The sequence below is a fragment of the Deinococcus arboris genome (genome assembly GCF_009755355.1).
Lineage (GTDB): Bacteria > Deinococcota > Deinococci > Deinococcales > Deinococcaceae > Deinococcus > Deinococcus betulae.
The window spans coordinates 21,790-35,957 of the sequence record NZ_WQLB01000008.1 but is presented as its reverse complement, the minus strand read 5'-3'; the positions used below and the strand labels follow the sequence as shown (position 1 = coordinate 35,957).

At 68.7% G+C, this 14,168-nt stretch carries 12 protein-coding genes; 8 read left to right on the top strand and 4 right to left on the bottom strand.

Translation table 11 applies throughout. From position 1 onward, the window contains the following. Nucleotides 1-49: 49 nt before the first annotated feature. From smpB to GO986_RS07685, 5 genes are all read left to right on the top strand, one after another. Nucleotides 50-481: an SsrA-binding protein SmpB gene (smpB, locus tag GO986_RS07705; protein ID WP_157458714.1), complete on the top strand. Its 432-nt coding sequence runs from the start codon at nucleotides 50-52 to the stop codon at nucleotides 479-481. 35 nt (nucleotides 482-516) lie between these two features. Beyond that, nucleotides 517-1,869: an N-acetylmuramoyl-L-alanine amidase gene (locus tag GO986_RS07700; RefSeq protein ID WP_157458813.1), complete on the top strand. Its 1,353-nt coding sequence runs from the start codon at nucleotides 517-519 to the stop codon at nucleotides 1,867-1,869. Then, nucleotides 1,866-2,417, top strand: a complete 552-nt coding sequence (locus GO986_RS07695; protein WP_232337549.1) for a GerMN domain-containing protein — start codon at nucleotides 1,866-1,868, stop codon at nucleotides 2,415-2,417. The genes GO986_RS07700 and GO986_RS07695 overlap by 4 nt, the downstream gene beginning before the upstream one ends. Nucleotides 2,418-2,493: 76 nt before the next feature. After that, complete coding sequence (locus GO986_RS07690) at nucleotides 2,494-5,796, top strand: SMC hinge domain-related protein (RefSeq protein ID WP_157458713.1); 3,303 nt, start codon at nucleotides 2,494-2,496, stop codon at nucleotides 5,794-5,796. After that, entirely contained in the window at nucleotides 5,793-6,110 is a 318-nt protein-coding gene (locus GO986_RS07685) for a hypothetical protein (RefSeq protein ID WP_157458712.1), read from the top strand. The genes GO986_RS07690 and GO986_RS07685 overlap by 4 nt, the downstream gene beginning before the upstream one ends. Nucleotides 6,111-6,260: 150 nt before the next feature. On the opposite strand, the gene GO986_RS07680 is transcribed toward GO986_RS07685, so the two are convergent. Together GO986_RS07680 and GO986_RS07675 are read right to left on the bottom strand one after the other, a co-directional pair. Continuing rightward, the gene (locus tag GO986_RS07680) at nucleotides 6,261-7,067 is read right to left on the bottom strand and encodes a class I SAM-dependent methyltransferase (RefSeq protein ID WP_157458711.1); all 807 of its coding nucleotides are present in this window, start codon (nucleotides 7,065-7,067) and stop codon (nucleotides 6,261-6,263) included. 158 nt (nucleotides 7,068-7,225) lie between these two features. Then, on the bottom strand, nucleotides 7,226-7,987 hold the full coding sequence (locus GO986_RS07675; protein ID WP_157458710.1) for a DeoR/GlpR family DNA-binding transcription regulator: 762 nt from the start codon (nucleotides 7,985-7,987) through the stop codon (nucleotides 7,226-7,228). A gap of 136 nt (nucleotides 7,988-8,123) precedes the next feature. Between GO986_RS07675 and GO986_RS07670 the strand changes: the two genes are divergently transcribed. The 3 genes from GO986_RS07670 to GO986_RS07660 all read left to right on the top strand — a co-directional run bounded on the left by GO986_RS07670 (nucleotide 8,124) and on the right by GO986_RS07660 (nucleotide 11,087). Further along, a complete protein-coding gene (locus GO986_RS07670) occupies nucleotides 8,124-9,101 on the top strand; it encodes a phosphotransferase (protein ID WP_157458709.1) in 978 nt (325 codons plus the stop codon). 6 nt (nucleotides 9,102-9,107) lie between these two features. After that, nucleotides 9,108-10,433 (top strand): MATE family efflux transporter, encoded by a 1,326-nt coding sequence (locus GO986_RS07665; protein ID WP_198170515.1) that lies wholly within the window; start codon nucleotides 9,108-9,110, stop codon nucleotides 10,431-10,433. 264 nt (nucleotides 10,434-10,697) lie between these two features. Then, nucleotides 10,698-11,087 carry a hypothetical protein gene (locus tag GO986_RS07660; protein ID WP_157458708.1) on the top strand — a complete coding sequence of 130 codons (390 nt, stop codon included), beginning with the start codon at nucleotides 10,698-10,700 and terminating at the stop codon, nucleotides 11,085-11,087. A gap of 93 nt (nucleotides 11,088-11,180) precedes the next feature. On the opposite strand, the gene GO986_RS07655 is transcribed toward GO986_RS07660, so the two are convergent. Further along, nucleotides 11,181-12,479, bottom strand: coding sequence for a serine hydrolase domain-containing protein (locus GO986_RS07655; RefSeq protein WP_157458707.1), 1,299 nt, complete (start codon nucleotides 12,477-12,479; stop codon nucleotides 11,181-11,183). A gap of 74 nt (nucleotides 12,480-12,553) precedes the next feature. Beyond that, the gene (locus GO986_RS07650; RefSeq protein ID WP_157458706.1) at nucleotides 12,554-14,008 is read right to left on the bottom strand and encodes an alpha-amylase family glycosyl hydrolase; all 1,455 of its coding nucleotides are present in this window, start codon (nucleotides 14,006-14,008) and stop codon (nucleotides 12,554-12,556) included. Nucleotides 14,009-14,168: the final 160 nt, after the last annotated feature.

The window sequence follows — 14,168 nt, the reverse complement described above, 5'->3', positions numbered from 1 at the left end:
TTTTCTCCGCCGCCCGCTGCCTACTCACCACTCACCGCCCCTTGCTAGAATGCCTCCTGTGTACACGAACCGCCGCGCTCATTACGAGTACGAACTGCTGGAGCGCTTTGAAGCGGGGATCAGTCTGACCGGCAGCGAGGTCAAGAGCATCCGGGCGGGCGGCGTGGACTTCCGGGACGCTTTTGCGCGCCTGCATGGTGGGAATGTGGACCTGGAGGGGCTGTATATCCCCACCTATAAGGAAGCCACCTACAACAACCACGAACCCCGGCGCACCCGGCGCCTGCTGCTGCACCGTGAGGAAATTGGCAAGCTCAAGCGTGGCCTGGAGCAAAAAGGGCTGACGCTGGTGCCCACAAAGCTGTACCAGAAGGGCAAGTATTTCAAGGTCGAACTGGCGCTGGCGCGCGGGAAGAAGCTGCACGACAAGCGCCGCGCCGAGGCCGAGAAGACCGTGCGCCGGGAGCTGCGCGAGCTGTGAGGGCGCCCAGACCAGCGCCGCTGGGTCGGCGCGCCATGTGGAGTGCCCTAAGTGCGGGCCTGCTGCTGATTGGCCTGGCGGGCGCCCAGATTGCCTTTAGCCGCCTGAGCCTGGCTGGGCAGACGGTGGACAGTATTCAGCTGTACGGCGCCGAGTACGCCAGTCAGACGGCCTTGAGCGGCCTGCTGACCGTCACGCGCGAGAACCGCCTCGTGCGCGTGACTGGCCTGGGCCACACCCTGCTGCTGCCTATTGACGAGGACCAGCAGCGCGCCACCACCGACTTCAACACCGTGCAGCTGGACGCCCGCCGGGTGCAGGCCCGCGCGGCCACCCTGGTCAACGGCAACCTCTACCTGCCGGTAGAAACCCTGGCCGCTGGCCTGGGCGCACAGTACGAGCCCGGCAAATTCACGCTGGCGCCGCCCCAGTTGCTGGGCGTTAGCAGCCGCGCGGGCCGCGACACCGACCGCCTGGTGCTGGACCTCAGCCGTGACGTGACGGTGCAGGACGAGCAGCGCGGCGACCGCGTGGTGCTGACCCTGCGCGGCCTGAGTGGCGAGGCAAGGCGCTACACCACGCGCGGCGCCTTCGTGAAGTCGGCCGAGGTGGCCAAGGCCGGCAGCGACCTGACCGTGACCCTGCCGCTGCCCGCCACCAGCGGCTACCGGGTCTACAAGGTAGTGCGCCCCGGCAACGTGCGCGTGGTTGTGGACGCCGGCCCTGGGGTGGCGCGGAGCAGCCCTGAGGTCCTGACCCGCGTCACTGCGCCCCTGATCGTGCTGGACCCCGCGCGGGTCTCGGGCCTGGGCCGCGACGTGACCCTGGAAGTGTCTCGCCGCGCCGCTGAACTGCTGACCAAGGCCGGCTGGCAGGTGCGCGTGACCCGAGACGCCGCCAGCGCTCTGCCGCGCGAGGACGCCCTGCGTCTGGCCCGCCAGAGCGACGTGTACCTGGCCCTGGACCTGGGGCGCCTGCCCGGCGCCAAGCGAAGCGGGGTGACGGTGTACGAACAGACGGGCCGCGCCGGCTCGCAGCTCGTGAACACCCTGCGCGCGGGCACGGCGCCGCCCTACGCGCCGCTGGTGGTGGCCGGGGCCGGCAGCACCCGCCGCCTGAGCGAACTGCTGCGCGGCGAACTCCGGGGCGGCGGCGTAACGGCCCGCCAGGAAAGCACCACCCGCGTCCTGAGTCTGGGTGAGGCCCCGCAGGCGGCGCTGCTGCTGGAACTCGGCTGGTCGAACAACGCCGAGGACGTGGCCAAGCTGGGCGTGGACCAGCGCCTGCAGATCATGGCCGGGGCCGTGGCCCGCTCGGTGGCCACCTACCTGACGGCGCGGGCGAACAACAACGCGAATATCAGTGCTGAGGCGGGGGCGCAGCCATGATGGCCCTGCGCAAACTGTTCTCGCTGTTTAACGTGGTGGCCGCCGCGCTGCTGGTGGGGGCGGTCCTGGCATTGCAAGCAGTGCAGCGCACCCCACCAACGCCCACGCCCCCCCGGCCCGAACTGACCGAGCGCCAGGCCCTGAAGGTCAAGGTGTACTTCACCGACACCCAGGTGCAGCGCCTGCGGCCCGAAACGCGCACCATTCAGGTGGCGCAGCAGGGACCGCGCGCCCTGGCGCAGGCGGCGGTGGACGTGTGGGCGCGTGGCCCCTACGACAAGTCGTTCCTGGGCGTGGTGCCGGCAGGCAGCGTGCCGCCCAAGATCTACCTGCGGGGTCAGCACTTCTATGTGGATCTGCCCGAAGCCTACGGCGCCCTGCGCTACGGAACCAGCGGCGAGCGCATGCTGCTGTGCACCCTGACCCGGACCCTGCTGGAAGACCGGGGCCAGGACGTGACTTTCCTCCTGAACGGGCAACGGGTCGAAACCCTGGGCCACCTGGACCTGCGCGAGCCGTTTACGCGCCAGGACTGCACCGACCTGTGAGGAGAAGCGGGGTTTAACGGGTTCAGGTGCTTGCAAAGTAGTCTGCAGGCGCCTAACCCCTCTCCTCCTGGTCCCTATGCTCCGCAGCATCACCCTGCACGGCTTCAAGAGCTTTGCTGACCGCACCCGCCTGGAGTTTGGGCCGGGGGTCAGCGCGGTGATTGGCCCCAACGGCAGCGGTAAGAGCAACGTCGTGGAGGCCATTCGCTGGGCCACCCACCAGGCGCGCGCCCGTGACTTGCGCGCTGGCCGGGCCTCGGAGCTGATTTTTCACGGCAGCGGGGGCAAAGCGCCGCTGGGTCTGGCCGAGGTGCAGCTGGAACTGCACACCTCGGAAGGCCGCGTCAATCTGGCCCGGCGCATCTACCGCGACGGCACCGCCGAGCAGGACCTGGGAGGCCGCGCCGCCCGCGTGCGCGACGTGCAGGGGGCGCTGCGCGGCACGGGCTTAGGGCCGGGGGGCCTGGCCGTCATTGGCCAGGGCGAGGTCAGTGGGGTGGTGCAGGCCGAGGGTAAGACGCTGCTGGGCTACGTGCAGGAGGCCGCCGGACTGTCGCGCGCCGTGTCCGCCCGGCAGGAGACCGAGGCCCGGCTGCGCGAGGCCGACACCCATCTGGACAGTCTGCGGCTGGTCTTGCAGGAGCGTGAAGCGGCCCTGGCCCGGCTGGCCCGCGCGGCCCAGGAAGCCCGCGAGTGGCGCGCCCTGAGCCTGCGCGTCTTGACCTTAGATGACGCCGTCAAGCGCGAGCGCCAAGCGGCCCTGGCCCGCGAAATTGCCGGGGCGCGCGCCGAGGCCGAGGCCCTCGATGGCCGTAGCGCCGCCCTGGGCCGCGAGGTGCAGGTGGCAGCGGCCGCTGTGGACACTGCCCGTGAGGCGGCCCAGGCGGCCCGCGCCCGCCGCGACGCCTACGCGGGCGCCCTAGACACCCTGCGTGCCGCCCGCGACGCCGCCGCCCAGGCCGCGCGCTACCGCGATCATCTGGTGGCGGAGCGCGCGGCCCTGGACGCTGAACGGGCGGCCCTGCCCACCCGCGCCCCCGACCAGCCGGCCCCTGATCTGGCCGCCTTGGACGCGGCGCTGGTGGCTGCTCGCGCTGCCGCAGAGACGGCTGAAACCCGCACCCGCCGCCTGGACGCCGAGCTGACCCGGGCCCGCACCCTGGTCGCCCGCGCGGCTGAGGCTCAGGCCCGCGCGGCCGGCGGCCAGGAGACCCTGCGCGCCGAACTGGACCGGGCGCAGGGCAATCTGGACACCACGACAGAGGGGCTGCACGCGGCCGGCGAGCGCTTGGAAGCGGCCCGCCACGCCCGCGAACAGGCCGAGGGCGCTTACCGCATCCTGTCCGCTGAGCGCGAGGCGGCCCTGGCGCAGGAGCGCCACCTGCGCGCCGAACTGGCCCGCGTGAATGCCAGCGTGGCGCCCTTACGCCGCGAACGCGAGCGGCTAGAGCAGACCCTCAATTCCTACGCCCGCTACGGTGAGGGCGCCAGAAACGCCCTGCGGCTGGACCACCCCGGCATCGTGGGGTCGGTCGCCGACCTGCTGACCGTGCCCGCCGAGTACGAGGTGGCGGTGGGGGCCGCGCTGGGCCGCCGCCTGGAACAGGTGGTCGTGGGCCGGGCCGAGGACGCCCGCGAGATCATTGATGAGCTGAAGCGCACGGGTGGGCGCGCGACCTTTCTGCCGCTGGATCTCATCCGCGCCCGGCCCCGGCGGGACGGCGGCCTGCTGCGTGAAGACGGCGTGGTGGGCAACCTGGCTGACCTGTGCCCCAGTGACCCACCGCTGGTTGGTGAAGCGATTCTGGCCGACACGCTGGTTGTGCGTGACTTGCGCGCCGCCAACCGGATTGCGCGCAGTCACGCCAGCCGCCCCCGGTTGGTCACGTTAGACGGCGAATTGGTAGAGCCGGGCGGCGCGATTACTGGGGGCCGGGCGCGTGATACGGGGAGCGGCGTGCTGGCCGACCAGCGCCGATTTCAGGAACTGGACGCGGAACTGGAGGAGGCCGACCGTCAGGGCACGCGCCTGGGAACCGACCTGGCTAAGGTGGAGGCGGCCCTGGGGGGCGGGGCGACGCAGCACGACACCCTACTGACGGCCCGCGAACGCGCGGCCCAGGAGGAAACGCAGGCCGAGCGCCGCGTGACCGAACTGGGCGCGCAGGCCCGCAGCCTGGAAACCCACCGCGACCGTCTGGCCGCCCGGCTGGGGCCGGAGGTGCCTGAGCCCGCTGCTTCCGCCGCGCCGCTGCCGGACTTAGGCACCCTGGACCATGAGCTGAGCCAGGCCCGCGCCGCTGCCGAAACAGGCCGCGCCGCCGAACGCGCTGCCACCGAGGCCCTGGCCCTGGCCCGCGAAGCCGACGCCGCGTGGCGCGCCTACCGCACCGGCCGCGCCCGTGCCGGTGAGCTGCGCGCCCGCCTGGAGGCAGGTGCGGGCGCGCTTGAGAACCAGGAAAGCCATGTGCAGGACGCCCAGGCCGAGGTCGCACGCCGTGAGGCCGCGCTGGGCACCCTAGACGAGAACGAATACGCCCGCGCTGAGTACACCCGTGAGCAGGCGGCGCAGACTTACGCGAATCTCATTGCCAGCCAGAACAAGGCGCGCGCCCGGCTGGAGGACTTGCGCCTGCTGGTGGCCCGGCGTGAAGGGCTGCAAGAGCCCCTCCCCGACGGCTGCCTGCCCCCCGGCACCCCGCGCGAGTGGACAGCTGAACTGGGCCGCGTGCGCGCCGCCCTGGAGGCCCTGGGGCCGGTCAACGCCCGTGCCGAGTCCGACCACGCCGCCGAAGCGGGGCTGTTAGACGCCCAGCGTGCCGAAGTGACCGACGCCGAGACAGCCGCCGCCGAGCTGCGCGCTCACCTGACTGACCTTGAGGTGGCCGAGGGTCAGGCCACCGCCGCCGCCCTGACGCGCGTGAACGCGGCCTTCCGTGATTACAGCGCCGAGTTACTGGGCGGGCAGGGCGAACTGGAACACGAGACAGACGAAGCTGGCCGGATTCGGGGCGTGCGGCTGGCGGTGCAGCCCAAGGGGAAGCGCACGCGCTCGATGACCCTGCTCTCGGCCGGGGAGCGCACGATGGCAGGGCTGGGGTTCCTGTTTGCCCTCAATCATGCGGGTGGAGAAGGCGGCGCGGGCGGTCTCCCCCTGGCCGTGCTGGACGAGGTGGACGCCCCGCTGGACGAGGCCAACATTCGCCGCTTTACCGCTTTCCTCAAGCTGTTCAGTGAACGCGGCGCGCAGTTTCTGCTGGTCACGCACCAGAAAGCCACGATGGAAATTGCCCACGCGCTGTGGGGCGTAACCACCGACCAAACGGGCGCCAGCCGCGTCCTGAGCATCAAACAGCCTGAGGATGCGAAGGCGGGGTGAAGCTGGGCGCCGACGAACCTCTCAGCCTGGCGCGAATCTCTGAAGACCTCAGCCTGTGGATCGATAAGGCGATGCAGGACTGGGGCATCGTGAACGCGGACAGCGCCCGGCTTCGAGCATTTGCCCCGTACGCTGCTCAGCACGCAGACACTCCAAAAACCTGGGCCGCTGAGTACGGACTGGGTGAACTGCTGCTGGAATCGGCCAATGATGCCCTGTTGCAAAGGCTCAGCTGCGGGCCGTGGTTGACCTCTTGCTGGCTCAAGCGGGGCAGCCCGCTCTATCGGAACTGTTGCTCTACTGGACGGACCTAATCCACGACGAGGAGGGCGCAGACCGCTGGCCCATCTCAAAGCGGCTGCGGGAGGCGCTGGAGCAGCGTGACACCGCTTCGGACTCTCGACCGTCAAGGGCTCGCGCTGTTTTCTCCCGCCGGGGACTTGGTAACGCAAGCCCTATTCCTGTCACCGGCCTTCTGTCCAGCCCACACCCAGAATGTGCGCGCTGATGCCCATCAACGCTGGGTCGCGCTCGACCAGTCGTAGAGCCGTCATCAGGCCGCTTCGCCGCACTGGGTCGCTGATCTCCAGCGCTGGGTTGGCCAGCAGGTTAGCTGGGCCTTCCAGGGCATACAGGGCCACGTCTTGTAGACCAGCTGCTCGCAATTCGGCTTCCAGCTCGGCAGGATGGTGAAAGTAGGCGGTGGTAAAGGATCCGGGGCGGTCCTCAGGATTCAGGTAGCTCCCAGTCGTGTACGCCCGCTCACGGATGGCGCGGCTGTAGTCTTCCTCGTCCAGCCCGTGTTTGAAGTCGCCGCAGATGGCCCCCGCACGCGGAATGGCCGTGGCAGCCACCAGCCCACCGGGCCGCACGGTGCGCGCGGCTTCGGCCAGAGTTGCGGCGCGGTCATGGGGGTCAGGCAAGTGATAGAGCGGCCCCATGACCAGGGCGGTGTCGGCCAAGCCGTCCGGATAGGGCAGGGCGCGGGCGTCGCCTAGCGTGACCGAAGCCAGGGCCGCCAGCGACGGATCGGCACGCACCCGCTCGATATGCACGGGCATGGCGTCCAGCAGGTGAACCCGGTGCCCCCGCCGCAAGCATTCGCGGGCGTAGACGCCGGTGCCGCCGCCGATGTCCAACACGGTGGCAGGGGCACCGGGCAGCAGGCGCTCCAGCACGTCTATTGTCCGGGCAAACTCAATCAGGCCCAGGCCACGCGTCAGGCGGTCGTGTTCGCGGTCGCGGTGGTAGTAGGCGGTGATCTCGTCCATGACCTAGCCTGCCAGCGCCGGCGACTGCAGCCAATACGCCAGGCGGCCCAGCGGCCTGTGCGGCCTTTGGCCCATCGCCCCTGACAGGGTTTGGGGTCAGACTAGAGGGCGTGCCTCTGAAGGCGGGCCAGGGCAGAGGAGGGTGGCCCGCCCTTCGCTCATTCGCTGGGTGCCGGGGTCATCGGTTCAGTCCTGACGTCGACCCCCAGGGCAGTCAGCGCTGGCCACGGCTGATCGGTGACGAGGACGGTCAGAGCTTCGACCCCCAGCACCCAGTGCGCCACCACTTGCCCGCGCTTGGAATGGTCTGCCAGCACGGCTACTTGTGTGGCGCTCTGGGCCATCGCCCGCTTGAGTGCCGCGTCGTCGGCGTCGGTCACGGTTACGCCGGCCCGCACCTCTAGTCCACAGGCCCCCAGAAACGCCCAGTCGGCGCGGGAGTGGCGCACCATCTCCTGCGCCGCGGCCCCGCGCAGCGCCCGAGCCGAAGCGTTCCAGACCCCGCCCGTGACGATAAGCGAGACCCCAGGGTCTGCCCCGAACACCGCTGCGATCTCCAGCGAATTGGTGATGACCGTCAGGGGCCGCACGCGCAGATGCCGCGCCAGCGCCACTGTGGTCGAACTGGCGTCCAGGATGACGGTGGCGCCTGGCTGGACCAGCGTGGCGGCGGCGGCTCCGATGGCCTCTTTGGCGGCGGGCAGACTCTGCACCCGGCCGTTCCAGTCCAGGTGGGCCGTGTCCAGCGCCACCGCGCCGCCATGCGTTTTGTGCAGGTGCCCACGCCCCGCTAGGCTGTTCAGATCCCGCCGAATCGTGTGCTCTGAGACGCCGTACTGCGCGGCCAGCGTCAGCACTGCGACTCGTCCGTCCAGCCGGAGCTGAGTCAGAATCCGGCGCTGCCGCTCCTCTGCAAACATGGCTGGAGCTTAGCACCGCGCTCCTGCTCGTTTGTGCTCGATTCTGTTGGACTGTGCCATAGTCGAGCTGTTCACTGGTTGGCTGAAATTCCCCGCACTGCTGTTCTGCAGCCACTCCTTATCCCCCGGAGGCCCCATGAAAAGCCTGACGAAAAACACCCAGACCCACGCCCAGATTGAACGCCTGGTAGCCCACGCTTTTCCTGAAACTGGCATTGCGGACGACGAGCAGGCGGTTCTGGAACTCAAAGAAGGCTGGTTCAACGCGGCCTACCAGATTCGTCTGCGCGGCGGCCGTCAGGTGGTGCTCAAAATTGCGCCGCCTCCCGGCGCCGACGTTATGCAGTACGAGCGTCACATCATGTTCACGGAGGTCGCGGCGATGCGCCGGGTGCGGGCGGTCCCTGGCATTCCTGTGCCCGAAATCTATGCCTTTGACGACAGCCTGACCCTGTGCGACGCGCCCTACTTCTTCATGGCCCATGTGGAGGGCCAAACCCTCGACCAGTTGGAAGACACGCTCAGTGCCGCCGAGCTGGCGGCACTGCACCGCAAAACTGGCGCGGTTATCCGGGCAGTGAATCAGATTGAGGGCCCTTATTTCGGCTACGACGGGAACCCCGCCTTGCGGGCCGACACCTGGCGGGAGGCCTTTACCCGCATCTTTGAGGCTGTGCTGGAAGACGCTGAGCGCAAGGGATTCGCCTACGACTTCACGCCCGATGAACTTCGGGCGGCCCTGAACCGGCACGCCAGCGCGTTAGAGGAAGTCACTGCGCCGCGCCTGGTGCACTGGGACGCCTGGAACCCCAACTTCTTTGCGCGGGACGGAGAGATTGTCGGACTGATCGACTTTGAGCGGGCCCTGTGGGCCGAGCCCCTGATGGAAGCGCAGTTCCGGCCGCTGTTCGGTGAGGGCGTGACCCCACCGATGGAAGGCTACGGCCAGACCACCTTTACCCCTGCAGAGGAGCAGCGGATGCACCTCTACACCCTGCACCTGGCGCTGGTGATGCACACCGAATGCGCGTACCGGCAGTACGACACCGACGAGATCTTCAATTTTTCGCGGGACCTGATTCGCCGCGAAATGGCCTGGCTGACGGCGGACTGAGCGCCGGTGAAGGGCGCCCATGCCGAGCAACTGGGCACGCGGCCGGTCGGCCCGCTGCTGGCCGAGTACGCGGCTCAGTCAACGTTTGCCCTGCTGGTGTACAGCGCGTACCTGCTGACTGACACATACATTCTCTCGGTCGGAGTGGGGCCGCTGGCGGCGGCCGGGGCCGGCATCATCGCTCCGGTACTGTTGCTGCTGGGCGCCGTCTCTACGACGGTCGGGTCCGGCGGCGCCGCTCTGGTGTCCCGCGCGCTGGGGCAGCGCGACCCGGTGCTGGCGGCCCGCGTGATCGCCAGCGCCTTTCTCATGTTCTGGGTGGTGGCGGGCAGCGTCACACTGCTGGGCGCTCCATTCATCGAACCACTGGTCAAGGTGCTGGGGGCCTCGGCGCGTGTTGCTCCGTATGCTGAGGACTTTGGCCGCATCATCTTGCTGGGGGCGATCACCAGTACGGGCTTCTCGGCGTTTATCCGGGCCGAGGGTCAGGTCCACTTCGCCACGGCAATCTGGGTGGTGCCGGTGCTGGTCAATCTGGCCCTGTGCTGGCTGTTTGTGATGGTGGCGCACTGGGGGGTGAGTGGAGCGGCGCTGGCGACTGTGGCGGGGCAGGCGGTGTCGGCCGGCATGGGCCTGTGGTACTTCTTCCTGCGCCCCCGGCCAGTCCGCATTGCGCCGTGGCTGTGGCGACCCCACGCGCCGCTGCTGTGGGAGGTTGCCCGGACTGGCCTGCCGTCGTTTGCCAAGAACGCGAGTGCGAGCCTGCTCATCATCGTGACCAATCATCTGCTGCGGGGGGTAGGCGGAGACACGGCTCTGAGCGTCTTCGCGGTGGTCAGCCGATTGCTGAGCGGCCTGCTGACGCCGCAGACGGGGCTGGCCCAGGGGGTGCAGCCGCTGGTGGGGTTCAACGTGGGGCGGCAGGCGTGGGACCGGGTGACCCTGGCAGTGCGCTGGGCGCTGGGGAGCACCGTGGCATATGGCCTGCTGGTCTGGGCCGCCTGCTGGTGCTGGCCTTCAGGGTGGATCAACCTGTTGTCGCAGGACGAACGGGTGCGGCGGGAAGGCGCCGAGGCGCTGCGCTTGCTGGCCCTGGCAGCGCCCTTTCTGGGTGTCACTGTCCTGGCCGTGACCGTGCTGCAATCGCTGGGCCGGATTCGGGAGGCTCTGCTGCTGTCGGTGGGCGGCCCGCTGCTCCTGAAGGTGCCGGTGCTGCTGGTGGCGGCGCAGGTGTCATTGTCGGCGCTGTGGCTGGCTGACGCGGTGTCGGAAGGCCTGATGGCTGGAGTAGCAGTGTGGTGCCTTCACCGCACCCGCCGGGCCTGGCGTTGACCGGGTGCAGCAGCTCGGGAGCTGAGAGGGCAGAAAGACGGCTGAAGCGGCGTGATGGTGGCCACTCGACAAACCCATGAGAGCCGTTTATCTGGAAGGGGCCTGGCACGGTTACGCGAGTCGCGGGGTTCTGGTCGGCCGCTTGACCCGGCAGTTCACGGCGTTGGACGCCCACTGCGGCCGCCGCTCTAAGCCGCCTGCCTGGTTTCTTCATCCGCCGTTCGCCGGATATCTATTGCCCCGCCGCCGTGCCATGCTTGGGTCATGAACACCGCGCTTCCCCACACGCCACAGGAGGCCCTGAAAGCCTTCCTGACGCACTGGCAGGGCGAGCATTACCGCGAGATGGCCGCTTCCTTGCCGGCCCGGGCCTTTCCCACGGGTCGGCGCAGCATCCGGCAGGTCAAACTGGCCTACCCGGGCCGTCTGGGGGACTTCAGCATTCTGGCGGCGCACGACACCGATCCCGCTGCCACCAACGTGGACGTGCAGGTGCTGTGGCGTCAGCGCGGCGGCCTGGAACTGGGCCGCATGCGCTACCGCATGGTGTACGTGGATGAGCAGGACCGGCCGCTGGCCCGCCACCACCCCGGTGGCCAGTGGAAACCGTTTGCGACGTATACGCTGCCGGTGCCCAGACCGCTCAAGGCGTGAGGTCAGCGCAGCTGCCATGGGCGTTCAAAGACAAGCAAGTTCAGCCGGAGCCTACCGCTTCGGCTGAACGGTCAGTGCCCCGGCCTGGCCCCTCTACAAGTCAGGCCACGCGATGCGGCGCCTCTTGCTCCGTCGTCGCTTTCGGCTAACCAGAAGACCTCCGCCGAGCGCAAGAACACCGAGCAGGACCAGCGGCCAGCCCGTCCAGCCAGCCTGATGGCCGGGCCAGTGATAGGCCGCCGCAATACTTTCCAGTAGCTCGTTGTAGAGCGGAACGCCATTTTCCCCGTTGGTCATGATGACGGCGCCCTGCCCGGTCTGCGGATACATCACCGCGATGGCCCGGAACCCCTGATTGATGCCGCTGTGCCCAAACGAGAGGGTTGGCCCACGACCATGCAGGGTGAGCCCCAGGCCATAAGCGTGCTGCCAACCTTTCAGGCCAGGGCTGTGGTTGGTCAGCATCTGCCCCATGAGGCCGGGTGTCAGGAGCGCGCCCGGTATCTTCTGTGCGGCGCCCGACAGGGCCAGCAGCCAGCGGGCCAGGTCGCTGGGCGTAGACCACAGCCCGGCGGCGGCCAGTTCGGGGTAGGTGTGCCAGCGGCCGGACAGGGGCGTGCCGTCGGCCTGGTGGGCTGCGGCAGCCTGCGACTCCAGCGCCGCCGGCAGGGGCTGCGTAAACCCGCTGCGGGTCATCCCCAGCGGGGCCAGCACCTGACGCTGCAGCAGGTCGGGAAACGCTGTGCCTGCCGCGTCCTGCATCAAGAGCTGCAGCACCTCGTAGCCGCCGCCGGAATAGGCGTAAGCCTGGCCGGGCCGGCGCTCTACTCGCACTGGCTGTGAAGTGGCGGGCGCCTGGCCGTCCAGCACCTGAGTCAGGGTTGGCAGCGTCTGCCCTGCCGGATAGCCCAGGTAACCGGGCATGCCAATGCCCGCCGTGTGCGCCAGCAGGTGCCGCAGCGTGACAGGGTGCTGGCGAGTTAGGGCGTTTTCAGGCAGCTGCCAGGAGCGCAGGGTCTGGTTAACTGGTACGTCCAGGCCAAGCTGACCGCTTTGCACCAGCCGCAGAGCCGCCGTGGCCGTCACGGCCTTACTGATAGACGCCGCTTGAAAGAGCGTGCTGGGCGTCACCGGGGCAGGCTGACCAGCCTGAAGCACGCCGTAGCCTCTGGCCCAGACCACCTGCCCGTGATCAATCACCGCGACGCTCACGCCGGGGACGTGGTGAAACGCCATCCGGTCGGTCAGGCTCATGCCTGCCGGGCGTCCCAGTGGCTGCCAGAAAGGGCGCACAGGCCGCAGCCCCTGCTCGATCTGCTGGATTGTGGCGGGCTGGGCGGCCTGCCCCGTGCTCAGCCCAAGGAGGAACGCCAGCAAGAAGAAGGGCCGCACGGGGCTCAGTCTAGGGGCGGGAACGGCAGAACGCGGCCTCAGTTCTCGGCAGGCGACCCGGCTGGGTCTGCTTCTTACTCCACCCGGAAGGCCGCCGCGTCCTGAGCTGGCAGGGTCAGGTGCAGGTAGCCGCCCGACACACTGGCTTTGGCATCCTGACCGACGAACAGGGAAGAGGTGGCGGCCCGGTTGGCCCAGCCCACGCCCAGGCTGCCCAGCTTGAGGCTATAAGACTTGCGCGCCTTGCCGTTGTGCCACGCGGCCAGCACGGTCTGCCCGTTCAGTTCACGGGTGAACAGCAGCAGGTCGCTCCCCAGGGCATCCGGGCTGGGCAGCAGCTTGAGGGCACCGGCACTCAGGGCAGGGCTGGCCTTACGGGCAGCGATGGCGGCGCGGGTCACCTCAAACACCGCGCGCTCGGCGGGGGTCCAAGCATCTTCAAAACGCATGTCCCGGCGGTTGTCGGGGTCGGCGCCGCCGCGCATGGCGATCTCGGTGCCTTGCCACAGCACGGGCACGCCGCGCAGGGTCATCAGGGCGCGCAGACCGTATTTGGTGCGTTCCTGGCCTAGATCTTCAAACAGGCTGCCCTGAGCAAAACGGGGGACATCGTGGTTGTCCAGAAACAGGGCCACCTCGCCGGGGCGCACCAGTTCACCCTGCCGGGCCAGCACGCTGCGCACGCCGTCCAGGCTTTGCCCGGCCATAATGCTGCCCTTCATGGCTGCTTGCAGGCTGAACAAAAAGAGGCTGTCAAAGCCCTCCTTTTGCCAGTCGGCCACCGTGCCCGTGTCGGCGTCGTACCACTCGCCCAGGGTCCAGGTGCCCGCCTGGCGGTCGCGGGTCAGCAGGTCGCGCAGGAAGGGGCCTTCGACATGCTTAATGGCGTCGTAGCGGAAGGCCTGCACGCCCTGTTCGCGCCAGAAATCGGCGTTGCCCAGCAGCAGTTCGCGCACCTGGGGGTTGCTCTGGCGTAGGTCGGGCAGCCCCGCTAAGGCACAGTCCACATCCTTGTTGGCCGAAGTGCTGCACTGCGCCTCGCCGTTAAACCAGGCGGGACGGGCCCGCACAGCCGCCGCCTCGTAGCCGTAATGGTTGATGACCTGGTCCAGCACCACACGCAGATCGGCGTTCTGGGCGGCTTTGGTGAACGCGCCGAAATCGGCTAGGGTGCCAAAGTGTGGGTCCACGTTGCGGAAATCGGCGGGCCAGTACCCGTGATAGGGCGCCGTGCCAAACGAATTGGCCGTCTGCTGGAGGTACACCGGCGTCAGCCATACGGCGGTGGCTCCCAGTTTCTGGATATACGGCAGTTTGGCGGTCAGGCCGGCCAGGTCGCCGCCGTGCCAGGCGCGTAGGTCGGCGCGGTTGACGCCCTGATTGTTGCTGGCGTTGCCATCGAAAAAGCGGTCTGGCATCACCTGATAGATGATCTGCCCCTCAAAGCGGGCCGGGGGCGTGGCCGTCTGCGCGCTGCTCTGTCCGGCAACCGCCGTGAGCAGCGCGCCCAACAGGGCGAGGTGGCGCATAGATGCAATGGTAACCCTCCGGCCGCGCGGCGAGAGATCAGGTGAGCCAACGGCGAAGGTGGCTGAGGGGTTGGCTGAGTATGGATTCCGCGGCCCGAACCCGATGGTTTCCTGTGGGCTTCGCTCAGCTTTCGAATGCTTCAACCGGAATCTATAGGAG